Origin of the sequence: Nonomuraea sp. KM88 (genome assembly GCF_052245635.1) — a bacterium.
Taxonomy (GTDB): Bacteria; Actinomycetota; Actinomycetes; order Streptosporangiales; family Streptosporangiaceae; genus Nonomuraea.
This window is the reverse complement of sequence record NZ_JBQQCC010000010.1, coordinates 76,637-97,238: the sequence shown is the minus strand read 5'-3', so window position 1 is coordinate 97,238 and position 20,602 is coordinate 76,637. Positions and strand designations below refer to the sequence as shown.

General features: G+C 71.4%; 21 protein-coding genes. 10 read left to right on the top strand and 11 right to left on the bottom strand.

What is annotated here, in order from left to right:
* Nucleotides 1-3: 3 nt before the first annotated feature.
* Genes ACTWPV_RS27665 through ACTWPV_RS27655 form a run of 3 tightly spaced genes read right to left on the bottom strand, consistent with a single transcriptional unit; the run spans nucleotide 4 to nucleotide 3,141 of the window.
* Entirely contained in the window at nucleotides 4-837 is an 834-nt protein-coding gene (locus tag ACTWPV_RS27665; RefSeq protein WP_347643927.1) for a carbohydrate ABC transporter permease, read from the bottom strand.
* Entirely contained in the window at nucleotides 834-1,757 is a 924-nt protein-coding gene (locus ACTWPV_RS27660; protein WP_347643928.1) for a carbohydrate ABC transporter permease, read from the bottom strand. Before ACTWPV_RS27660 ends, ACTWPV_RS27665 begins: the two co-directional genes overlap by 4 nt.
* A 49-nt stretch (nucleotides 1,758-1,806) precedes the next feature.
* Nucleotides 1,807-3,141, bottom strand: coding sequence for an extracellular solute-binding protein (locus ACTWPV_RS27655; protein WP_443154027.1), 1,335 nt, complete (start codon nucleotides 3,139-3,141; stop codon nucleotides 1,807-1,809).
* A 325-nt stretch (nucleotides 3,142-3,466) separates the two neighbouring features.
* On the opposite strand from ACTWPV_RS27655, the gene arfA reads away from it, so the two are divergent.
* Complete coding sequence (gene arfA / locus ACTWPV_RS27650) at nucleotides 3,467-4,957, top strand: arabinosylfuranosidase ArfA (RefSeq protein WP_443154026.1); 1,491 nt, start codon at nucleotides 3,467-3,469, stop codon at nucleotides 4,955-4,957.
* Nucleotides 4,958-4,960: 3 nt separating this feature from the next.
* Here the strand turns inward: arfA and ACTWPV_RS27645 are convergent, their stop codons facing one another.
* Nucleotides 4,961-5,941 (bottom strand): LacI family DNA-binding transcriptional regulator, encoded by a 981-nt coding sequence (locus ACTWPV_RS27645; protein WP_443154210.1) that lies wholly within the window; start codon nucleotides 5,939-5,941, stop codon nucleotides 4,961-4,963.
* Nucleotides 5,942-6,083: 142 nt separating this feature from the next.
* Complete coding sequence (locus tag ACTWPV_RS27640; protein WP_443154025.1) at nucleotides 6,084-6,776, bottom strand: DUF6348 family protein; 693 nt, start codon at nucleotides 6,774-6,776, stop codon at nucleotides 6,084-6,086.
* A gap of 255 nt (nucleotides 6,777-7,031) precedes the next feature.
* On the opposite strand from ACTWPV_RS27640, the gene ACTWPV_RS27635 reads away from it, so the two are divergent.
* The 4 genes from ACTWPV_RS27635 to ACTWPV_RS27620 all read left to right on the top strand — a co-directional run bounded on the left by ACTWPV_RS27635 (nucleotide 7,032) and on the right by ACTWPV_RS27620 (nucleotide 10,715).
* The gene (locus ACTWPV_RS27635) at nucleotides 7,032-8,210 is read left to right on the top strand and encodes a glycosyltransferase family 4 protein (RefSeq protein ID WP_443154024.1); all 1,179 of its coding nucleotides are present in this window, start codon (nucleotides 7,032-7,034) and stop codon (nucleotides 8,208-8,210) included.
* A 120-nt stretch (nucleotides 8,211-8,330) separates the two neighbouring features.
* Nucleotides 8,331-9,215, top strand: a complete 885-nt coding sequence (locus tag ACTWPV_RS27630; RefSeq protein WP_443154023.1) for a D-alanyl-D-alanine carboxypeptidase family protein — start codon at nucleotides 8,331-8,333, stop codon at nucleotides 9,213-9,215.
* Between the two features lie 52 nt (nucleotides 9,216-9,267).
* Entirely contained in the window at nucleotides 9,268-9,825 is a 558-nt protein-coding gene (locus ACTWPV_RS27625) for a GbsR/MarR family transcriptional regulator (protein ID WP_443154022.1), read from the top strand.
* Nucleotides 9,822-10,715, top strand: a complete 894-nt coding sequence (locus ACTWPV_RS27620; protein ID WP_443154021.1) for an alpha/beta fold hydrolase — start codon at nucleotides 9,822-9,824, stop codon at nucleotides 10,713-10,715. The genes ACTWPV_RS27625 and ACTWPV_RS27620 overlap by 4 nt, the downstream gene beginning before the upstream one ends.
* 195 nt (nucleotides 10,716-10,910) lie before the next feature.
* Here the strand turns inward: ACTWPV_RS27620 and ACTWPV_RS27615 are convergent, their stop codons facing one another.
* Nucleotides 10,911-11,540 (bottom strand): alpha-ketoglutarate-dependent dioxygenase AlkB, encoded by a 630-nt coding sequence (locus tag ACTWPV_RS27615; RefSeq protein WP_443154020.1) that lies wholly within the window; start codon nucleotides 11,538-11,540, stop codon nucleotides 10,911-10,913.
* 222 nt (nucleotides 11,541-11,762) lie between these two features.
* On the opposite strand from ACTWPV_RS27615, the gene ACTWPV_RS27610 reads away from it, so the two are divergent.
* Nucleotides 11,763-13,040 carry an MFS transporter gene (locus ACTWPV_RS27610; protein ID WP_443154019.1) on the top strand — a complete coding sequence of 426 codons (1,278 nt, stop codon included), beginning with the start codon at nucleotides 11,763-11,765 and terminating at the stop codon, nucleotides 13,038-13,040.
* 25 nt (nucleotides 13,041-13,065) lie between these two features.
* Here ACTWPV_RS27610 and ACTWPV_RS27605 read toward each other — a convergent pair whose 3' ends face one another.
* The 3 genes from ACTWPV_RS27605 to ACTWPV_RS27595 all read right to left on the bottom strand — a co-directional run bounded on the left by ACTWPV_RS27605 (nucleotide 13,066) and on the right by ACTWPV_RS27595 (nucleotide 14,720).
* The gene (locus ACTWPV_RS27605) at nucleotides 13,066-13,611 is read right to left on the bottom strand and encodes a CGNR zinc finger domain-containing protein (RefSeq protein ID WP_443154018.1); all 546 of its coding nucleotides are present in this window, start codon (nucleotides 13,609-13,611) and stop codon (nucleotides 13,066-13,068) included.
* 68 nt (nucleotides 13,612-13,679) lie between these two features.
* Complete coding sequence (locus ACTWPV_RS27600) at nucleotides 13,680-14,039, bottom strand: DUF2203 domain-containing protein (RefSeq protein ID WP_347643940.1); 360 nt, start codon at nucleotides 14,037-14,039, stop codon at nucleotides 13,680-13,682.
* A gap of 9 nt (nucleotides 14,040-14,048) precedes the next feature.
* Nucleotides 14,049-14,720, bottom strand: a complete 672-nt coding sequence (locus ACTWPV_RS27595) for a GntR family transcriptional regulator (RefSeq protein WP_443154017.1) — start codon at nucleotides 14,718-14,720, stop codon at nucleotides 14,049-14,051.
* Between the two features lie 100 nt (nucleotides 14,721-14,820).
* Between ACTWPV_RS27595 and ACTWPV_RS27590 the strand changes: the two genes are divergently transcribed.
* Nucleotides 14,821-16,155 (top strand): MFS transporter, encoded by a 1,335-nt coding sequence (locus tag ACTWPV_RS27590; protein ID WP_443154016.1) that lies wholly within the window; start codon nucleotides 14,821-14,823, stop codon nucleotides 16,153-16,155.
* Between the two features lie 67 nt (nucleotides 16,156-16,222).
* The gene (locus tag ACTWPV_RS27585) at nucleotides 16,223-17,155 is read left to right on the top strand and encodes an SPFH domain-containing protein (protein ID WP_443154015.1); all 933 of its coding nucleotides are present in this window, start codon (nucleotides 16,223-16,225) and stop codon (nucleotides 17,153-17,155) included.
* On the opposite strand, the gene ACTWPV_RS27580 is transcribed toward ACTWPV_RS27585, so the two are convergent.
* Nucleotides 17,152-18,447, bottom strand: coding sequence for an MFS transporter (locus ACTWPV_RS27580; RefSeq protein ID WP_347643944.1), 1,296 nt, complete (start codon nucleotides 18,445-18,447; stop codon nucleotides 17,152-17,154). The genes ACTWPV_RS27585 and ACTWPV_RS27580 overlap by 4 nt on opposite strands.
* Nucleotides 18,448-18,736: 289 nt before the next feature.
* Here ACTWPV_RS27580 and ACTWPV_RS27575 point away from each other — a divergent pair, with 289 nt between their 5' ends.
* Nucleotides 18,737-19,444, top strand: coding sequence for a sirohydrochlorin chelatase (locus ACTWPV_RS27575; protein WP_443154014.1), 708 nt, complete (start codon nucleotides 18,737-18,739; stop codon nucleotides 19,442-19,444).
* A 43-nt stretch (nucleotides 19,445-19,487) separates the two neighbouring features.
* Nucleotides 19,488-20,036 (top strand): GNAT family N-acetyltransferase, encoded by a 549-nt coding sequence (locus tag ACTWPV_RS27570; protein ID WP_443154013.1) that lies wholly within the window; start codon nucleotides 19,488-19,490, stop codon nucleotides 20,034-20,036.
* On the opposite strand, the gene ACTWPV_RS27565 is transcribed toward ACTWPV_RS27570, so the two are convergent.
* Entirely contained in the window at nucleotides 20,033-20,548 is a 516-nt protein-coding gene (locus tag ACTWPV_RS27565) for a hypothetical protein (protein ID WP_443154012.1), read from the bottom strand. The two genes, ACTWPV_RS27570 and ACTWPV_RS27565, sit on opposite strands and share 4 nt — an antisense overlap.
* Nucleotides 20,549-20,602: the final 54 nt, after the last annotated feature.

Sequence of the window (20,602 nt, the reverse complement as noted above, 5' to 3'; positions counted from 1 at the left end):
CCGTCACTGGCCCGCCAGGCCGCTGTGAGCGACGCCGCGTACGATCTGCCGCTGGAACAGCACGAACACGACCAGCAGCGGCAGCCCGGCCAGCACCACCGAGGCCATGATCTGCGCGTACCGCAGGCCGAACGTGCCCTGCACGACGTTGGCCAGGCCCACCGGCAGGGTCATGGTGTTCGGGTCGGTGGAGACCAGGAACGGCCAGAGGAAGTTGTTCCACGTGTTGATGAACGTGAAGATCGACACGGCGGCCAGCACGGGCCGCGACAGCGGCAGCACGATCGTGAAGAACACCCGCCATCGCCCCGCCCCGTCCACGAACGCCGCCTGCTCCAACTCGGGCGGCACGTCCTGGAAGAACTTGAACAGGATGAAGACGATCAGCGGCGCGGCCACCTGCGGCAGGATGATCGCCCACCAGGTGTCGACGAGCCCGAAGGTGACCATCTCGGCGAACAGCGGCGCGATGAGCACCTGCGGCGGCACCATGATCCCGGCGAGGATCACCGCCAGCAGCGCCCGCTGCCCCTTGAACCGGGTGCGCGCGAACCCGTAGGCCGCCATGGCCGAGAACAGCACGGTCATGAACGTGACGATGACCGCGGTGACGGTCGAGTTGACGGCCCACTTGAGGATGCCGCCGGTCTCCAGGACCAGCGCGTACGAGTCGAAGGTGATCTCGCTGCCGAACCACTGCAGCGGGGTCACCGTGGTCTCGTCCTCGGGTTTGAGCGAGGTGGCCACCGCCCAGGCGATGGGAGCGAGCCAGATGGCCGCCAGCACGAGCGCGGCCAGCAGGAGGATGGCCTGGCTGAAGCTGAACCGCTTGGTCACGACGCGACCTCCTCGCGCTTGCGGAACAGCCGGAGCTGCGCCAGGGAGACGATGACGATCAGGACGAACAGGATGTAGGAGACGGCCGAGGCGTAGCCGATGCGGTAGCCGGTGAAGCCGACGTCGTAGGCGTACTCGATGATCGGCCTGGTGGAGTCGTCGGGACCGCCGCCCGTCATGAGGTAGATCTGGTCGAAGACCTTGAGCGAGGCGACCAGCTGCAGCACCACGATGAGCGCGGTCGTGCGGCCGAGCAGCGGGAGCGTGATGGAGCGCAGCTTGTCCCAGGCCGTGGCGCCGTCGATCGAGGCGGCCTCGTACAGGTGCTGCGGGATGGCCTGCAGGGCGGCCAGGTAGAGCAGGAAGTTGAAGCCGACCGTCCACCAGACCGTGGTCAGCACCACCGACCACATGGCCGTGGACGGGTCGCCGAGCCACAGGACGTCGGTGCCGAGCGTGCCGTTGAGCAGGCCGTAGTCGGGCGGGTAGATCATCTGCAGCCAGAGGATGGACACCACGGCGGACGGCAGCAGGAACGGCCCGAAGAACGACAGCCGCCACAACCACTGCATGAACCGCAGGTGGTGCACCAGCAGCGCGAACACCAGCCCGAGGAACACCAGCGGGATGGTGCTCAGCACGGTGAAGACCAGCGTGTTCCACAACGAGCGCCACATGCGGGGGTCGCCGAACGCCTCGGCGTAGTTGGCGAACCCGACGAGATGGTCGTTGCCGCCGGCGATGTTGACGCTCGACAGGCTCATCCGGAAGCCGAGCAGGGTCGGCCAGACCAGGAAGACCACGTACACCAGCAGGAACGGCGCCACGAACAGCAACCCGTGCTGGGTCCATCCGCGCCGGACCCTGGCCCTGGCCGCGGGGACGGAGGAGGCCGCGGGTGGTGCGACGGCAGCAGTCATGTGCCCTCCTTGGCCGGGCCCATCGCCTTGATGACCTCGACACGCCTGATCATGAGCGCTCCTCGTCGGGGAAGGGGTCCGGGGCGGACAGCAGCCGGCCGAGCGAGGCCCTGGCCGCGGCCAGGCCCTCCTCCGGCGTGCGCTCCCCGCTGATGACGGGGGAGAACGCCTCTCCGAACTCGATCCACAACCGCGACGCGGAGCCGGCGAACCACACCTGGGGATCGAGCGCCACCTCGGTGACGACCGAGCGGTACTCCGACTGCGGCTCCAGCGCCAGGTACTCGGGCAGTTCCAGGGTCGGCAGGTAGGCGGGCACGTGGCCGGCCACGGCCCAGTCGGCGCTGTTCCTGACGAGGTAGGCGATGAATTCGTAGGTGGCGCGCTCCACCTCGGGGTCGCGGTCGCGCTGGTGCGGCAGGACGAACGCGTGGCAGTCGGCCTGCGCCGATCCGGTGCCGAAGACGGCGGGGAAGCGCGTCATGCTGAACGGTGTCCCGCGGTCCTTGAGCCCGGTGGTCTCCCAGTCGCCGTTCCACAGGAAGGCGGCCTGGCCGTTGGTGAAGTTGGCCACGGAGGCGCCGTAGTCGGTGCGCCAGTCGCACAACCCTTCCTTGCCGAGCCGCTGCATGAACCGCAGCACCTCGAGCGCCTTGGCGTCGTCGATGGTGATCGTGGCGCCGTCGTCGGACAGCAGGGTGCCGCCGCTCTGCGGGTACAGCGACCACCACACGCGCCACGGGCCGACCGTGCCGAGGCCGAGCGCGTCGAAGGCGAGCGGCGGTTTGCCGCCCATCACCTCTTTGGCCTTGGTCAGCTGGTCCACCAGTTCGTCGACGCCGTTGGTGGGCCGCAGCTTGCCGTCCGAGCCGAGCAGCCCTGCTTTGCCGCAGATGTCGGTGTTGTAGTACTGCACCATCGGGTGGGCGTCGAACGGAATGGCATACAGCACGCCGTCGATGTGGGCCCGCTCCCAGATGGGCGGGCTGAAATCGGCGCCCCGCAGGCCGACCTCCTCCAGCAGCCGCTCGTTGACGGGGTCGAGGATCTGGCCGGCCCCGATCCCGGCCAGCCGGGCCAGATGGAAGGTGGCCAGGTCGGGCGATCGCCCGCCGGACCCCGCCATGGCGATCTTCGTGTAGTACGGCTCGCCCCAGGCGAGCACGTTCTCCTCGACGAAGATCTCCGGGGCTTCCTTGGCGAACGCGTTCACCATGCTGTTCATGATGATCCCGTCGCTTGCGCCCATGAAGTGCCAGTACTGGACCCGGGTCCCGGAGGAGCCGAGTCCCACGGGGATGGCGCAGCCGGAGGCGGCGGCGCCGAGAAGGGCAAGGCTGCCGCCGAGGAGGTGCCGGCGGGATATGCCGGAGGGACCTTGCACAGTGGCCTCTTCCTACCGAGCCGATGCTTGGCCGTTGTTCGCTGATGTTCTCGTTGGCGCAAGAGGATTCAGGGCAGCCGCGAACCGGCCTGGCGCACCGCGCGCAGGCGACGGTGGCGATCCGCCGGGTTGCGGAGGTCGCCGCGCGGACCCCGTGTTTCGTTGGGGTTACCCGAGTGTTAGCGGTAACACCTAGCCTGTCAAGGCCCCCGCGGAAAACGCTTGCCCGACACCCGGGGGCGAGCGCGGGCCCCTTGACCCCACCGCTGATAACGCTAACAATCTGGAGCGACGTCACGCCCGCGCAACACCAGGAGTCCCCTCCGTGCACCAGGCAGAACTCACGCTCGATCCCGCGTTCAAGGTGGCTCCGGTACGCCGGCGCACCTTCGGCACGTTCGTCGAACACCTCGGGCGATGTGTCTACACCGGCATCCACGAGCCGGACCACCCCTCGGCCGACGGCGACGGCTTCCGCCGCGACGTGCTCGACCTGACCAGGGAGCTGGGCGTGTCCACCGTCCGCTACCCCGGCGGCAACTTCGTCTCCGGCTACCGGTGGGAGGACGGCATCGGCCCGGTCGCCGAGCGACCGCGCCGGCTCGACCTGGCCTGGCACAGCACCGAGACCAACGAGGTCGGCGTCGACGAGTTCGTCCGCTGGTGCCGCAAGGCCGGCGTCGAGCCCATGATGGCGCTCAACCTCGGCACCCGCGGCATCGCCGAGGCCCTCGACCTGCTCGAATACTGCAACCACCCCTCCGGCACCACGCTGTCGGACCTGCGCGTCGCGGGCGGTTCGAAGGAGCCGCACGGCATCAGGATGTGGTGCCTCGGCAACGAGATGGACGGCCCCTGGCAGACCGGCCACAAGACGGCCCGCGAATACGGCCGGCTGGCCGCCGAGACCGCCCGCGCCATGCGCACGATGGACAAGAACCTGGAGCTCGTGGCCTGCGGCAGCTCGGGCTCCGGCATGCCGACCTTCGGCGCGTGGGAGGCCACGGTGCTGGAGGAGACGTACGACGTGGTCGACTACATCTCCTGCCACGCCTACTACGAGGAGAAGGACGGCGACCTCGGCAGCTTCCTGGCCTGCTCGACCGACATGGAGTACTTCATCTCCTCGGTCGCGGCCACCGCCGACCACGTCGGGGCGCGGCTCAAGTCGCGCAAGCGCATCGACATCTCCTTCGACGAATGGAACGTCTGGTACCTGTCACGCTTCCGGGACGCCGAGCCGCCCACCGACTGGCCGGTCGCGCCGCCGCTGCTGGAGGACCACTACCACCTGGCCGACGCGGTGGCGTTCGGCGGGTTGCTGATCACGCTGCTGCGCAACAGCGACCGGGTGACCGCCGCGTCGCTGGCCCAGCTGGTGAACGTGATCGCGCCGATCATGACGGAGCCCGGCGGGCGGGCCTGGCGGCAGACGACGTTCCATCCGTTCGCGCAGGCGTCCAGGCACGCGGCGGGCGACGTGCTGCGGGTGGAGCCGGTCTCGCCGTCGTACGAGACGAAGGAGTACGGCGAGGTGCCGCTGCTGCACGCGGTCGCCACGCACGCCGAGGAGGGCACGACGCTGTTCGCGGTCAACCGCTCGACCGACGCGCCGCTGTCGCTGACGATCGACACGCGGGCGCTCGGCGGCGCGCGGATCGTCGAGGCCACCACCCTGACGGACGCCGACGTCTACGCCCGCAACACGGCCGACGCCCCCGACCGGATCGTGCCCAGGCCGAACCCCGACGTCGAGCACGACCCGGCACGCGTCCTGCTGCCGCCGGTGTCGTGGAACGTGATCAGGCTGGCCTGAGGCTCACCCCGGGGCGGCGCCGGTGCTCTCCCTGATGACGAGCTCCGGCTCGACCAGGCGCCGCCCGTCGGGGTCGGCGCCCGCCATCCGGTCGAGCAGCATGTGGAAGGCGAGCCGGCCGACCTCGCCGAAGTCCTGCCGCACGGTGGTCAGCGGCGGCCAGTAGTAGGCGGACTCGGGGATGTCGTCGAAGCCGGCCACGCTGACGTCCTCGGGCACGCGCCGCCCGGCCTCGCGCAGCGCCCTCAGCACGCCGAGCGCCATCTGGTCGTTGGCCGCGAACACGGCGGTGAGCTCGGGCTCCCGCGCCAGGCCGCGGCCGAGCCGGTAGCCGGAGCGCGAGCTCCAGTCGCCGCGCAGCACGTCGGGCACCGGCCGGCCGGCCTCCTCCAGCACGCCGCGCCAGCCCTCGATGCGGCCGTCGGCGTCGAGCCAGTCGGCCGGCCCCGCCACGTGCCACACCGTGCGGTGGCCGAGGCTGAGCAGGTGCCTGGTCACGCGCACGGCTCCGGCCCGCTGGTCGACCTTGGCCACGGGCACGGGGAGGTCGTCGCCGGCGTCGACCGCCACCGCCGGCATCTCGGGCGGCAGGTGGCGCAGCCCCTCGGTGGCCGACTCGTGCGGCGCGACGATGATCACGCCGTCGACGGCCTGGGCGCGCAGCCGCTGCACGCCCTCCTCCATCGACCTGCGGTTGAGCGAGCTGAGGCTGGCGATGCTGACGTTGTAGCCGGCGTTTCTCGCGGCCTGCTCGATGCAGTAGAGGGTGGTGGCGGGGCCGTAGAGGGTGGTGTCGATGCTGACCACGCCGAGCACGCCGGAGCGGCCGGTGACCAGCTGGCGGGCCGCCTGGTTGGGCCGGTAGTCGAGCTCCCTGACCGCGGCCAGCACCCGGGCCCGGGTCTCGGCGCGCACCCGGTCGGGATCGTTGAGCACGCGCGAGACGGTCATGGCCGAGACACCGGCCAGCACCGCCACGTCCATGAGCACCGCCGGCCTGCCATTCCTGGGTTTCACCGCAGCACACCCCCTGCCGGTAACGCTAACAGGCGGAGGGGGCGGGCGCGCGGGCCTGGCCATGGGGGGCGATGGCCGGCGCCCACGTCGGCCATCGGCGGCTGAGGGGTCAGCCGGCCTCGTCGTGCACCAGCAGGACAAAGGTGCGGGCGTACGAGATGCCCTGCTCGGGCCGCGGCCAGTCCAGCTCGGCCAGGGCCCGCGAGCCCGCCTCGTGGTAGGCGCCGTTGACCCGGATCTCGGCCGTCTCGGCGCCCTCGCCCCCGCCGAAGAACGCCTTGACGCCGATCAGGCGCTCGCGCTCGAACGTGCCCTTCAGCGCGGGAGCCAGGTGCGGCAGGACCACGTGCTGGACGGCCCACCGCTGGACGGCCTCATGGTCGTCGCCGGTGCCCCAGCCGGTGATGCCGCCGTGGATGGCGTGCCAGCCGGAGAAGCCGTCGGGGTCGTCGGGGCCGAAGTGGGCGGCGTGCGAGCCGTCCTGGACGAGGAGCTCGATCAGGGCGCTGCCGGTCGTGCCGAGCCACACCTGGACGGCCCGGTCGAGGGCCTCCTCAGTGGTGCCGCCGTACCCGGCCACGCAGTCGCTGATCGTGGTGTCCTCGGGGCGGTCGACGTTGAGCACGAAGTCGAGGTCGAGGTGGCCGGGGTCGCCGGAGTGGTCGTCGCCCAGCACGACGGCGAGCGTGCCCGGCCCCTTGGCCCTGCCGTCCTGGACCTGCCACGGCCTGCCCATGGCCGCGCCGAGGCGATCGGCGATCATGCCCAGGATCACGTCGTCCGCCGGTCGTCCCTCGTCCATGCTCATCCCTCTCGACCTCGCCGCGCACCGCTCCTGGCCACCCTAGCGAGTCTTGATCATCATGCGCGGGCACGCACGCCCGCCCTGCGTGCCGCCGTTGCCAGGGAACTGCCAGGTACGGTCGTTACCCTGCATCGGCATGAACCGGCAGCGAACACCGAGCACGACGCTGGCCAGGTCCGGTCCCGACCCCTCCCGCGCGCCCGCCGCCCGCGTGCCTCCCGCCCCGGAGGCACGGGCCCGGGAGCACGCGCCATGAAGATCCGCTACTTCATGCTGCACGCCTACGGCGCCGGCGGCACCATCCGCGCGGTCGTCAACCAGGCGAACGCGATGGCCGCCGCGGGCCACGACGTCGAACTGGTCAGCCTCGTGCGGCGCCGCGAGAGACCCCGCTTCGGGCTGGACCCGCGCATCCCGATCGTGACGCTCGTGGACCAGCGCGGCGGCCGGCGTCCCGACTCGCTCGGGCGCAGGGCGTGGCGCCGGGTGCGGGGGAAGGTCGTGCCGCGCGGGGAGTTCGCCAGCGCCTACTTCACCGAACGGGTGGAGCGCGCCGCGATGGACTACGTGGCCGCGCTCCGCGACGGCGTCCTCGTGACCGCGCGGCCCGCGCTCAACCTGATCGCGGCCCGCCGCGCGCCCAAGGGTGTCGTCACGGTCGCGCAGGAGCACATGAACCTGCCGGCCTACCCCGACTCCATCCGCAGGCAGATCGCCCGTCACTACGGCCGCCTCGACGCGATCACCGTTCTGACCCGCACGAACCGGCATGCATACGAGCGCCTGCTCCCGGGGGCCCCGATCGTGCAGATCCCGAACGCGGCCCACCTGGCGGAGCAGGAGCCGTCCCAGCAGGTGAACCCCGTGGTGGTCGCGGCCGGGCGGCTGACCGCGCAGAAGGGGTTCGACCTGCTCATCGAGGCCTTCGCGAAGGTCGTGGCCCACCACCCGGAATGGCGGCTGCGCGTCTTCGGCACGGGCGCCAGGAAGGCGGAGCTCGACGGGCTCGTGCAGCGCCTGGACCTGGGCGGCCATGTGACGCTGCCCGGGCGTACCGGCCGGCTGGACCGGGAACTGACGAACGCCTCCGTGTACGCGCTGAGCTCCCGGTTCGAGGGCTTCCCCATGGTGATGATCGAGGCCATGGCGCACGCGCTGCCCGTGGTCGCGTTCGACTGCCCTACCGGCCCGGGGGACGTGCTTGCCGACGGGTTGGACGGCGTGCTCGTGCCGCCGCGGGACGTGAACGCGCTGGCCGACGCCCTGATGCGGGTCATCTCCGACCGGGATCTGCGGGTGCGCATGGGCCAGGCCGCGGCCGAGACGGCACGGGCCTACGCGCCGGAGCAGGTGATGCCGCTCTGGGAGGATCTGTTCGCGGAACTGGCACATGGCGAACGCGTGACCGGCACCTTCTGGCACGACCGGTGAGCATATTCGCAAAAGATTTACCTCACGAAAGGCCCGGAAATATCGGGCTTTCTGACATCCGGTCATGAATTTTCGTTGTTTTCGTCAACAGCACCCCAAAATGCGCGGCACCCTGTCGTCATGCGTATCAGGAGAGCCCCACTTGTCGCCTTGGCAGGCGCCGCCGCCCTGGTCACCGGGGTAGCCGCGCCCGCCGCCGCCCAGGCGCCGGCCGCCCCGCCCGTCATGACCGCCGCGGAAAGAGACACCCCGGCGGTCTACGGCCGGGCGGCCCATCTGATCGACGCCGAGTCCGGCGACGTGCTTTTCAGCAAGGACGCCGGCGAGCGCATGCCGGTCGCCAGCCTGACCAAAACCATGACCGCATATGTCGTATTGAAGTCGGCCAAACCCACCGACGTGGTCCGGATCAAGGCCGAAGACGTCGCGTACGCGGAGGACGGCGGCGGCACCACCGCCGACCTGCGCCCCGGCGACCGGCTCACCGTCGGCGAGCTGATGTACGCCCTCATGCTCCCCTCCGGCGCCGACGCCGCCCACGCGCTGGCCCGCACGTACGGCCCCGGCGTCAAGGGCTTCGTCGCCAGGATGAACGCGACCGCCCGCGAGCTGGGCATGTCCGACACCGAGTACGTCAACGCCGACGGCCTGCCCACCCCGCGCGGCGACGGCTACTCCACGGCCGAGGACCAGGCCCTGCTGGCGGTCAAGGCGCTCCAGGTACCACTGATCGAGGAGGTAGCGGGCACGCGGCGGCACACGCTCGCCGCCACCGACGACCACCGCGCCTACAGCTGGCGCAACACCAACAGGCTGCTCGGGACGCCGGGCGCGATCGGGTTGAAGACCGGGTTCACCCGGGCGGCGGGCTACTGCCTCGCCTTCGCGGGCGAGTCGGAGGGGCGGCGGCTGGTCGGCGTGCTGCTCGACGAGTCCGTCTCCAGCCGGCGGTTCGGCACCGCCGAGGCCCTCCTGGCCTGGGGCGGGTCGCGGGTCTCCGCCTGAGCCGCATTCTCGTCATTGCAGTCATTACTGCAATGACAGTAATATCCGAAATATGCGTACCCCTTCGGAAGCCGAGCTCGAGTTCGTCGACGACGTCGCGGTGTTCTTCGCGCGGGAGGGCCTGCCACTGATCGCCGGCCGGGTGATCGGATGGCTGCTCATCAGCGACCCGGAAGAGCAGAGCGCGGCGGAGCTGGCCGATGTGCTCCGGGTCAGCCGCAGCTCCATCAGCAGCGCGACCCGCCTGCTCACCCCCAGCGGGCTCGTCGAGGGGGTCCGCCGCAGGGGCGAGCGGCAGGAGTATTTCCGCATCGCCGCCGACGGGTGGAGCCGCATGGTCGCCGGGCGTTACGCCAAGACGGCGGCGTTCAGGGAACTCACCGAGGACGGCCTGCGGGTGCTGGCCGGCAGCGCGCCCGAGCGGCGCGAGCGCCTTGTCGGCGTCCACCAGCTCTACCAGTTCCTGGAGCAGGAACTGCCGGCCCTGTGGGACCGGTGGGAGGCGTACCGCGCCGCCGCCGAGAACCCCGGCGGAACGCACGCATCCGCCCCGGGCCCGACCGGGACGGACGCGTCCGGGGCAGGCGACGCGGGAAAGGGCGCGGAGTGACGGCGGGGGCGCCCGCGGAGCCGTCCGGGTTGCGCAGCACCTATCTCACCTGCCCGGAGGGCCGGCTGCACGTCTACAGCGCCGGCGATCGGGGCTCCCCCGTGCTGCTGCTGAGCGGGGCGGGCATCGACAACGCGCTGCTCAGCTGGCGGCACCTCATCCCGGCCCTGAGCGCCCGGCACCGCGTTCTCGCCCTCGACTGGCCGAAGCAGGGCAGGAGCCGTCCCTGGGACGGACCGGCCACCCACGAGCGCCTGCTGGCCGCCGTCACCCAGGTGCTCGACCATTTCGAACTGACCTCCGCGGCCCTGGTGGGCCTCTCCCAGGGCGGCGCGCTCACCCTCGCGTACGCCATCGAGCACCCCTCCCGCGTCGACCGGATCGTGGCGCTCGCCCCAGCCGGGATCCTGTCGTTCCCGCCCGTCGTGCACCAGGCGCTCTGGCTCGTCGCCAAGCTGCCGCTGCTGAGCAAGACGTTGCCGAGCGCCATGTTCAGGAGCCGGGAGAGCGTCGCCGGCTTCGCCAGGCGGGCGCTCTTCGCCGGGCCCGTCGACGACTTCGAGGACGTCGTGGACGAGATCATGGCGGAGGTGCGGGTCGCGGGAGCGGGTTCCTCCGACTGGCAGAACGCCTCCATCGGGCCCCTGCGGATGCGCGTCGACCTCAGGCCGCGCCTCGGGGAGATCGCCTGCCCCGCCCTGCTCATCCAGGGAGAAGGGGACGCGGGGGTGAACCCCACGCGTACCGAAGCCGCCGCCGCGCTCATCCCCGGCGGCCGGTACGTGCTGCTCGAAGGCGTCGGCCACTGGTCCAGCCGCCAGGCACCTGAGCGGGTCAACCCGCTGATCGGCGAGTTCCTCGGCGAGGGGCGGGGAAACGATGGACGGTAGTGATCCTCTGGGCTAGTTTGCCCGACATGAAGCTTCGCATCGCGTTGAGCGTGCTGTCAGCGTCCGTCGTGCTCGGGACGACGGCTCGTTCGACACGGTTTCGTGCACGCGGGACCTGTCGTGCTGGGCGGCGGGTGAGCAGGGCCGGGTCGCACGCCTGACCCTGCGCTGACCGGCCGCATCCCACCCGTGGGGTCAGCGCACGCCGCGCGGGCGGAACTGGACGCTGATGCGCGGCCCCGCCGGGCGGCTGGTCTTCGGGATCGCGTGCTCCCAGGTGCGCTGGCAGCTCCCGCCCATCACGATCAGATCGCCGTGGCCGAGGTCGTGGCGGATCGAGGAACCGCCGCCGCGCGGCCGCAGCAGCAGCGAGCGGGGGTCGCCGACCGAGAGGATCGCCACCATGGTGTCCTCGGTGCCGCCCCTGCCGATCGTGTCGCCGTGCCAGGCCACGCTGTCACGGCCGTCGCGGTAGAAGCAGAGCCCGGCCGTACGGAACGGCTCGCCCAGCTCCTCGCCGTAGTGGGCGTTGAGCACCCGCCTGGCCTCGTCGAGCGCCGGGTCGGGCAGGGTCTCGTGCTCGTCGTAGAACTTCAGCAGCCGGGGCACGTCGACGACCCGGTCGTACATGTGCCGCCGCTCCGCGTGCCACGGAACCGTCTCGGCCAGCCGTTCGTAGAGCTCGTCGGCTCCGGCCAGCCAGCCGGGGCGCAGGTCGATCCAGGCGCCGTGGGCGAGGTGGGTCCTGCGCACCGTGTCGCCGAGCGGGCCGACCGCGAGCTCCTCGTCGAGGCCGAGCAGAGATGCTTGGAACGCGGCTGTCATGAGGACGAGTGTACGTCATCGTTCAAACACACATTCGATCACGGGGTGGCACCGGGCGGCGCGGGATGGCCGCCGATGACGCGCCCGGCCTGCGCGGCACGCAGTCCGTACAGGCCGGGCCGTCCGCGAGCGCGAAGCGGCCTCCAGCAGACTGGAACGTTCCTGACCGGCTCCCGGCGACCCCGCGCTCGCTACGAGCATCATCCATGTAACGTCTCCACTATGTTATCCCGTTACATGGGCGGGGCCGTCGCCGCCCGCACCGGAGATGAGATGTCCGGGCCCGCGCTGCTCGTCACCGGACTCGCCGTCACCGGATCTCCCCTGCTGGCGTCGTGGTTGCTGGCCGGGCTCACCGTCTCGGCCGCCGTGGGCGGGCCGCTGCTCGGAGTGCTGCTCGACCGGGCGCGGCGGCCCGGCAGGCTGCTCGCCTGCTGCCTGTCGGGATACGCGGCCGGCCTCCTGCTGGTCCTCTCGGGGCTGGGCCGGGTGCCGGATGCGGCGCTCATCGGGGTGGCCGTCGCGACCGGCCTGCTGGGTCCCGCGCTCGCGGGCGGCTGGACCGCGCAGTTGCCGCTGGTGGCCGGGCCCGAACGGCTGGGCCGTGCCACCGCGCTCGACGCCATGACCTACAACGTGGCAGGACTCGCCGGTCCCGCCGTGGTGGGCGTGCTCGCGGCCGTGGGCGGCGCCACCATGGCGGTGCCCGCCTGCGCCGCGCTCCTGATCGTCGCCCTGCCCGTCGCCTGGACCCTGCCCCCACGTCCGGACACGTCCTTCGCGGGGCGCTCCGCCGGGACCGGCCGCTGTGGGCGCAAGGGGGTCGGGCGCCAGAGGGGTGGGCGGTCCGTACGGGCGGAGCTGATCGCCGGGTTCGCCGCCATCGCCAGGAATCCGCGGCTGCGCGGGGCGACGGCCGGATCCATGATCTCGTGCGCCGGTCTGGCCATGCTCGTCGTGGCGGTGCCCGTGCTGGGTGTCCGCCTCACCGGAGAGAGCGGCCACGGCGCGCTGCTGCTGTCCGTCACCGCCGCGTGCGGGCTGGCGACGAACGCGCTCCTGGCCACCCGCGCTCCGGCAGGCGCGGGGAACGGCGCACGGACCGCCTGCGACCCGGCAGGCGCGGGAGGCGAAGCGCGGGCCGCCCGCGACCCGGTGCGGTGGTGGGATGGTGTGCTGGTCTGGGGGACGGCGGTGCTGGGGGCGGGCATGGTGCTGGCGGCCGTGGCGCAGTCGTTCTGGATCGCCGTGGTCGCCGCCGCCGTCGCGGGAGCGGGTGAGGGGCCGCAGCTCACCGCGCTGTTCTCCGTACGCCACCGCGAGGCGCCCGCCCGCCTGCGGAGCCAGGTGTTCACCACGGCCGCCAGCCTGAAGATCACCTCGTACGCGCTCGGTTCCGCGATGGCGGGCCCGCTGGCGTCGTACTCGCCGGGCGCGGCCCTGCTGGCCGGAGCGGCGCTGCAGGCGGTGGCCGTGGTGGTGCTCATCCCCCGGCGGTGACCGGGCGAGCGCCGGGGGAAGGGGGTCAGCCGGGGGCGCGGGTGCCGGAGCGGGAGCGGTGGGCGGCGACGCGTTCGCGGGTGGCGCAGCGGGCGCTGCAGTAGCGTCGCGGGCTGCCGCCTCCGAGGTCGAGGAAAGGCCGCCCGCAGCTCCGTGCGGCGCACAGCCCGCCGGGAACCCTCTGGTGGTCGGCGAGCAGCACCGCCAGCGCCATCGCCGAGGACGCCAGGAACCACTCACCCCACGGCGCGTCGTCACCGCTGTCGACGTGCAGGTGCCAGGTCGTCGAACCCCCGTGGCTGGTGAGCCTGGGGGTCTGTGCTCCGCCGGCGAGCAGCCGGTTGAGCAGGGCCGCCGCCTCGCCGACGGTCTGCGCGGCCAGCACCTCGCGCAGCCGCGCCGCCGCCTCCCGCATCGCCGTCAGGTCGTTCGCGCTGAGATCGAGGTCTCCGGTCTCCCCGTGGTCGCGCAGGACCCGCGACACCGACTCGATCGACGGCTGCTCGTGCAGCAGTTCCACGCACAGGTCGACGGCTCGCGCGGCCATCGCCTTGGTCGAGTGAACCTCCACCCCAGCAGCGTATGCCCGCCGTGGCCGGTATCGCCCGGGTGCGGCAGGCCGGGTGCGCGGACCGCTGATCAGAGCGGGCGGCGGCCGGCGAAGCCCAGCTCGGTGCGGTGATACCAGGCGAGCTCGCGTTCGCCCTCGATCCAGCAGAGCCGTACGGACACGCCGTCGAGCTCGGAGGGGAAGTCGACGAGCACGGGCGCGATGCCCTTGACCTCGATCCCCTGCTCGCTCCATCCGCTCAGGATCTCCTCGACGCGGGCCTGCAGCCCCTTCAGCTCAGGCAGGCCGCCGAGCTCGGAGCGCCCTTTCGTACGCCGGTCGAAATCGATCTCGGCCAGGTCGGCGCGGGCGGAGATCACGACGCGGGCGTCCTCGATCACGGCGGGGATCAGCGCACGGGCCTCGTCGAGGGTGAAGATCCGGTCCATGCGCCCACGCTAGCGGCTCGGTTCGAAGGCGTGGATGAGCAGCCGCTCGGCGTGGTCGAGGTAGTCGTCGAGGTAGGCGGCGGCCACGTCGGGCCCGCCCGACGCGATGAGCTCGAGCAGCGTGCGGTTGCGGTCGACGAACGGCTCGTGGAAGGCCCGCGGGTTCTCCATCACGTGGAAGACGAGGCGCAGCTCGGCCAGCAGCTGGCGCATGGCCTCGTCGATCCTCGGGCTGCCGATGAGCGAGACGAGCGCCTGGTGGAAGCGGATGTTGGCGGTGCCGACGGCCTGCCAGTCGTCCTTCGCGGCGGCCCGCTCGGCGTCACGGACGGCCTCGCCGATCGTCGCGAGCTCCGTCTCGCCGGGGGTACGCCGCACCGCGGCGCCTTCGAGCACGCGGCGCACGCGGTAGAGGTCGGAGACGTCGGCGGCGGACGGCAGGCGGACGAACACGCCGCGGTTGAGCCGGTGGTCGAGCAGCCGCTCGTGGCCGAGCAGCCGGAACGCCTCGCGCAGTGTGTTGCGCGAGACGCCGAGCGCCTCGGAGATGGACTCCTCCGAGAGCCGCTGCCCCGGAGGGAAGAAGCCTTCGCTGATGCGGTCGCGCAGGATGTCGGCCACCCGTTCCGCCGTGCTGCTGCGTCCCAGGCGGGGCCGGTCCTGGGAGAGATCGGCAACCACGTTATCCACAATCGACAGGGAATCATGGAGCAAACCTCTTGTCGAATTGTTCAACGATCCTTACGTTGAAACTGTCCCCCATCAACTCTAGGAGCATTCGATGTCAGGCTCCACGCAACAGACCCGGCGGGTGATCCTCGCCAGCCTGATCGGCACGTCGCTGGAGTGGTACGACTTCTTCCTCTACACCACCGCGGCGACCCTCGTCTTCCCCCAGCTGTTCTTCCCCGACCTCGACCCCTTCAACGCCACCCTGGCCTCGCTGACGACCAACGCCGTGGCGTTCGTGGCCCGCCCGCTGGGCGGCATCGTGTTCGGCCACTTCGGCGACCGCGCGGGCCGCAAGACCGTCCTCGTGGTCACGCTGCTGGTGATGGGCGTCTCGACGTTCCTCATCGGCGTGCTGCCCGGCTACGCGAGCGTCGGCGTGATCGCGCCGATCCTGCTGGCGCTGCTCCGGTTCGTGCAGGGCCTGGGGCTCGGCGGCGAGTGGGGCGGCGCGGTCATCATGTCGCTCGAGCACGGCGACGGCCGGCGGCGCGGCTTCAACGCCAGCTGGCCGCAGGTGGGCGTGCCCGCGGGCTACGTGCTGGCGACGGGCCTGCTCACGGTCATGTCCTTCACGATGTCCGACGCGGCGTTCCTGTCGTGGGGCTGGCGGGTGCCGTTCCTGCTGTCCGGCGCGCTGGTCTTCGTGGGGCTGTGGGTGCGGCTCAAGATCTCGGAGTCGCCGTTGTTCGCCGAGGTCGAGCAGCACGGCGCCAAGGCGAAGATGCCGCTGCTCGAGGTGCTGCGCACCCACCCGCGCGCCCTGCTGTCGGCCTTCACCGCGCGGATCGGGGTCGATGTCGCCTTCTACACCTTCACGGCGTACATCATCGTCTACATCACCGGTGAGCTGGACCTGCCGCGCTCGTACGCGCTGAACGCGGTGCTGATCGCGTCGGCGCTGCAGCTCGGCCTGATCCCCGTGGCCGGCGCGCTGTCCGATCGGTACGGCCGGCGGCCCGTCTACCTGGCGGGCGTGGTCGCCGCCGCGGTGTGGGTGTTCGCGTTCTTCCCGCTGCTCGACACCAGGTCCTTCCCCCTGATCGCGCTGGCCGCCATCGTGGCGCTGGTCACCCACGCCGCGATGTACGGCCCGCAGGCCGCGTTCATCGCCGAGCTGTTCAGCACGCGCCTGCGCTACAGCGGCGCGTCCATGGGCTACCAGGTGGCCGGCATCGTCGGCGGCTCGCTGGCCCCGGTCATCGCTCTCCAGCTCTTCCACACGTTCCAGACGACGGTGGCGGTGTCGGTCTACGTGGTCGCCGCCCTGGCGGTGACGGCCGTGGGCCTGGCCATCGCCCCCGAGACGCGCGACCTCGACCTCGCCGACGACCCCGACGTACCCGCCAGGCCCTCGCTGCCGGGCCAGGTGGGCCCGTTCGCCTGAGATCCGTAGGAATGCCGCGAAAGCCGCGGGCGGCGGCTGCCAACGCCGCCCGCGCGAGAGGATCCGGATGAGAATCGCCCTGGCCGTCGTTGCCGCGATCATCGTGATCCCCCTGCTCGTCGGGGGCGTGGGCGGCATGGAGAGCACGAGCGGCGGCGAGGTGGCCGTGGTGCGCGACGGCGGCCCGCTCGACGACAACAAGGTGCGCGAGGTGATCAACCCCGGCTCCGGGGTGACCTGGACCGGCATGTGGTCGTCGGTGCACCGCTATCCGGCGCAGCAGCGTTTCTACACGATCACCGCGGACACCAGGCGGGCGACCGCCCTCGGGGTGGACGTGGTGACGGTCCCGAGCAGCGACGGCGTGAACCTCGGCATCGAGGGCACCCTCTACTTCACGCTCAACCTCGACCACGGGACGCTGAAGAAGTTCGACGACAAGTACGGGACGCGCACCTTCCGCGCCCAGGACGACAGCTCCCTCTACCCGTGGGACGGCGACCAGGGCTGGGCGGCCTTCTTCGGCCAGGCCGTCCGGCCGGTGATCGACAACGCGCTGCGCGGGCAGATCGGCGCGATGCGCTGCGCCGAACTGGTGCCCTCCTGCTCGCTGCTGGAGAGCTCCGGCCTCAAGCCGCAGGACAGCAACGCCACCATCGCCAAGGTGCAGGACGCGGTCAACGCCTCGCTGGCCCGCGACCTGCCCGCCACGCTGGGCGGCGACTTCCTGACCGGGCTCCGCTTCACGCTGGTCAAGGTGACGCTGCCCGCAGAGGTGCAGAAGGCCGTGGACCGCTCGCTGGCCGCCGCCGCGGCCGTCTCCGAGGCCCAGGCGAAGGTCGCCCAGGCCGAGGCGGAGGCGAAGGCGAACAGGGCCAGGCAGGACGGCTACGACAAGTGCCCGTCCTGCGCGGAGATCGAGAAGCTCAAGTCACTGCCGCAGGGCATCACCGTGTACGCCCCAGGCAACCCGCAGTCGGTCGTCGTGCCCGCACGCTAGGCCGCGGTCTCGGGGGCCGCGGTCCGCTCCGGCCGCCAGCGGCCCTTGAAGGCTGCCATGGAGACCAGGAACACGACCTGGCCGGCGAGCGCCACGGTCAGCCACGTCTGCCAGCCGCCGGCCTCGACGACGATCGGGGAGACGACCAGCAGGACCACGATCATGACGCGGACGACCATGCCCCAGATGCCCAGCGCCGAGCCCTGCAGCCGGGACTCGACGTCCTCGGCGTTCTCGGAGAAGCTGGCCATCCACGGCACGTACGCGATGCCCATGAACAGCAGGATCAGCGCGTACACGATGGTCACGTGCGCGGTGGGGACGCCGGGACCGATCAGGGCGATGAAGTACGCCATCGCACCGGTCGTCAGCACCGTCCCCACGGCGATGAACGGCTTGCGCAGCCGCAGCCGGTCGGACATGCGGCCGACGACGACCACGGTCAGGGCGTTGACCACGATGCTCAGCGCGACGACCCGGTTGGCCACGGCCGGGTCCATGCCGAACGCGCCCGACAGGATCGTCTGCCCGAAGATGGCGAACGTCCAGTAGAGCACCTGCCAGCCGGTGTTGCCGAGCACGTGCGCCCACAGGTGCGGGTGCCTGAACAGCTCCCTGACCTTACCGTGAGTGACGATCTCCCCCACCCGTACGGCCTGCTCGTCCTCCAGCACCTGCGCCCGCAGCGCGGCCGACGGCTCGGCGATCTTCCAGGCGATGATCGCGCACATGGTCAGTGACACGACGCCCATGATGATCGCCTGCGACTGCCACGCGTTGCCGAACAGCGGCAGCGTGAAGCCCGCGATGAGCGCGGCCAGGAACGAGGCCCCGACCGGCCCCCACGTCCAGAACGCGAACGCCTGCGCCCGCCCCATCCGCGGAGAGAAGTCCCGCACCAGCGACGCGGTGATCGTGATGCCGGCGCCCTCGATGAACAGCATGAGGCACCGGATCCAGAACAGCCCGGCCACGGTGTCGACGGTGGCGAGCAGGAAGTTGCAGGCGGCCGTGACGGTCAGGGTCGGCACGAGGATCTTGACCCGGCCCCACCGGTCGGACAGGATGCCGCCGAAACCGGCCGAGATACCGCCCACCAGCACGGACAGTGCGGCGATCTGGCCGTAGACGGTGAGCGACATGCCCAGGTCGTCCATGAGCAGGGGCAGGATGGTGGCGATCGTGGTCTCGAAATTGACCACGAGACTGGCCAGCACGGCTATCGCGAGCAGGAAGATCCTGCGACGGCCGACGGGATAAACGCTCAGTTCGCGGACATAGAACGGCTTCATTCCCATCCTCCGGGGACGGACCTGAGATTGTCGCTCTAGAACGCGTTTCTAGTGGCTCAAGAGTTTCCGTTTCGTACCGGCTAGTCAATCTTTCCGGCCATCACAAACCCATCTCGATCACTCACAGCGAGCGGAGCGGTCCATCTCGTTGCCAGGCATGGCAGGTTGTGACGGAATCGCCATCGATTCACGGAACAGGCGGCCCTGAATAGGCATAAACTGCGCGCCTGTGAGCCTGCCTGTACGCGAACGTGCCCCCCGGCCGGGAGGCGGTCGCCACCGCCGTCCCGTGCCCACGTCCTTGCCGTCGGACGCCCCTCTGCTCGTGCTCGCCACCCCGGGCGACACCGCCGGAGTGGCCGAGGAGATCGCGGCGGTCGTACGCGTCGACCACCCGCAGATCGAGGTGCGGCTGAAGAGCGTCACCGACCTTGCCGACTCGCTGCCCTCCGGCCGTGACGCCGTCGTCGTGCCGCTGCTCACCTGGGAAGACCCCGTCGTCATGGCGGAGATCGGCAAGGCCGTCGCGGCCAGCGGCTCGGGAGCCGTCGTGACCGAGGCGCTCGGGCCGCACCCGCTGCTGGCCGAGGCGCTGCACATCCGCCTCGCCGAGCGCGGCCTGGCCAGGGTCGACCGCGTACGCCTGCTGAACGTCTCCAGCCCCACCGACGCCGTCATCCTCGGCACGGCGGGCGGCCAGCGGGCCGTGCAGGCCGTGCAGGCCACCGCGGTGCTCCTGGCTTCCAGGCTCACGCTGCCCGTCCTCGCCGCCTCGATGGACAGCGAGCCCGGCGTCGTCCTCGCGGCCCGGCAACTGCGCAAGGCCGGCGCTGAGCGCCTCGCCATCGCGCCCTGCATCATCGGGCACGAGGCCCCGCAGGGCATCGTCGAGCAGGCGGCCGCGGCGATCAACGCCGGGCACGCGGAGCCGCTCGGCTCCCACAGCGCCATCGCCGAACTTGTCGCGCGAGCTTACGGAAGTCAACTCGCCACTTGACATCCACTTGTAAAGATCGCGGGACTTCCGTTACCGTCTGCGCATGCGGCGTGTCCTGTGCGAGGGTGAACGGTTGGGCCTCCGTGACGTCACGGAGGCCGACGTCACCGCCCTGCACGCCGTCTACGGCGACCCCGCCGCAACCCAGCACATGCCCTTCACCCCGCGCGACCTGCACGAGGTGACCGCGCTGGTCCAGCAGGCCATGGAGGCCGCCTGCGCCGAGCCGCGCCGCCTCTACGTGCTGGCCGTGATCGACGCCGGGCGCCGCGACGTAATCGGGGTGGCCCGCCTGCGCGTCGAGGCCGACCACCCGCACAGCGCGGAGATCGGCTTCGGGCTCCATCCCGGCCAGTGGGGCCGGGGCATCGGCACCGACCTCGTGCGCCTGCTGCTGAAGTTCGGCTTCAAGCAGCTCGGGCTGCACCGCATCTGGGGCGCCCGTTCCCCCGCCAACCTGCCGGCGCAGCTCGCGATGCTGACGGCGGGCATGGTCGAGGAGGGCCGCATCCGCCACCACCTGCACACGCCGCACGGCTGGCGCGACTCCATCGTGCACTCGGCGCTCGAAGACGAGTGGACCGAGCGCTAGACGCCCCACCCCTTGACGACCAGGGCGGCGACCTGCGCGGGAGGGCCCGCGCAGGCGTCCACGGCGTAGTCCTCGACCTGGGCCGCGTCCAGAATCGATGCCAATTCCCCGGCCCTCTCCAGGTGCCAGTCAAGTGACCCGGGATCGTTCGTGTGGCGTGTTCTCAGCCGCCCGCGTACCTCGGGGAGAGCGGCGTGGAGCCGGCAGACCGTGAGCGGGACACCCAGCACCTCCGCGTAGGAGGCGCGCTCGGCGCGGCTCTCGACGACGCCGGCGAGGACCAGCCGCTGCGCGCCCGCGGCCAGGAAGTTGGCCGCCACCGGGCGCAGGTTGCGCATCGTCAGGGCCCCGTTGAAGGGATCGCCGGGGGGCGCGGGCCAGGCCCGGCGGAGCCAGTCGACGTCGATGACCGCGTTGGGCACGCCGGCGTCGGACAGAACGTCGCCGGCGGCGTCCGCCACCGACGTCTTCCCCACACCCACGGTGCCGGTGATCAGGAGAGCCTCAGCCACTTACGTGACCTTACCGCTCTTACCGGGCGGACCCGCCGGGCAGGCGGAGTGGCG

What these genes read in the sequence shown, in the direction of transcription:
- ACTWPV_RS27660 (WP_347643928.1), bottom strand. Translation starts at nt 1,757, where the DNA reads ATGACTGCTGCCGTCGCACCACCCGCGGCCTCCTCCGTCCCCGCGGCC.
- ACTWPV_RS27645 (WP_443154210.1), bottom strand. Translation starts at nt 5,941, where the DNA reads ATGGACGTGGCGGTGCTGGCCGGTGTCTCGGCCATGACCGTCTCGCGC.
- ACTWPV_RS27640 (WP_443154025.1), bottom strand. Translation starts at nt 6,776, where the DNA reads ATGGACGAGGGACGACCGGCGGACGACGTGATCCTGGGCATGATCGCC.
- ACTWPV_RS27635 (WP_443154024.1), top strand. Translation starts at nt 7,032, where the DNA reads ATGAAGATCCGCTACTTCATGCTGCACGCCTACGGCGCCGGCGGCACC.
- ACTWPV_RS27630 (WP_443154023.1), top strand. Translation starts at nt 8,331, where the DNA reads ATGCGTATCAGGAGAGCCCCACTTGTCGCCTTGGCAGGCGCCGCCGCC.
- ACTWPV_RS27625 (WP_443154022.1), top strand. Translation starts at nt 9,268, where the DNA reads ATGCGTACCCCTTCGGAAGCCGAGCTCGAGTTCGTCGACGACGTCGCG.
- ACTWPV_RS27615 (WP_443154020.1), bottom strand. Translation starts at nt 11,540, where the DNA reads ATGACAGCCGCGTTCCAAGCATCTCTGCTCGGCCTCGACGAGGAGCTC.
- ACTWPV_RS27610 (WP_443154019.1), top strand. Translation starts at nt 11,763, where the DNA reads ATGTTATCCCGTTACATGGGCGGGGCCGTCGCCGCCCGCACCGGAGAT.
- ACTWPV_RS27600 (WP_347643940.1), bottom strand. Translation starts at nt 14,039, where the DNA reads ATGGACCGGATCTTCACCCTCGACGAGGCCCGTGCGCTGATCCCCGCC.
- ACTWPV_RS27590 (WP_443154016.1), top strand. Translation starts at nt 14,821, where the DNA reads ATGTCAGGCTCCACGCAACAGACCCGGCGGGTGATCCTCGCCAGCCTG.
- ACTWPV_RS27585 (WP_443154015.1), top strand. Translation starts at nt 16,223, where the DNA reads ATGAGAATCGCCCTGGCCGTCGTTGCCGCGATCATCGTGATCCCCCTG.
- ACTWPV_RS27580 (WP_347643944.1), bottom strand. Translation starts at nt 18,447, where the DNA reads ATGAAGCCGTTCTATGTCCGCGAACTGAGCGTTTATCCCGTCGGCCGT.
- ACTWPV_RS27570 (WP_443154013.1), top strand. Translation starts at nt 19,488, where the DNA reads ATGCGGCGTGTCCTGTGCGAGGGTGAACGGTTGGGCCTCCGTGACGTC.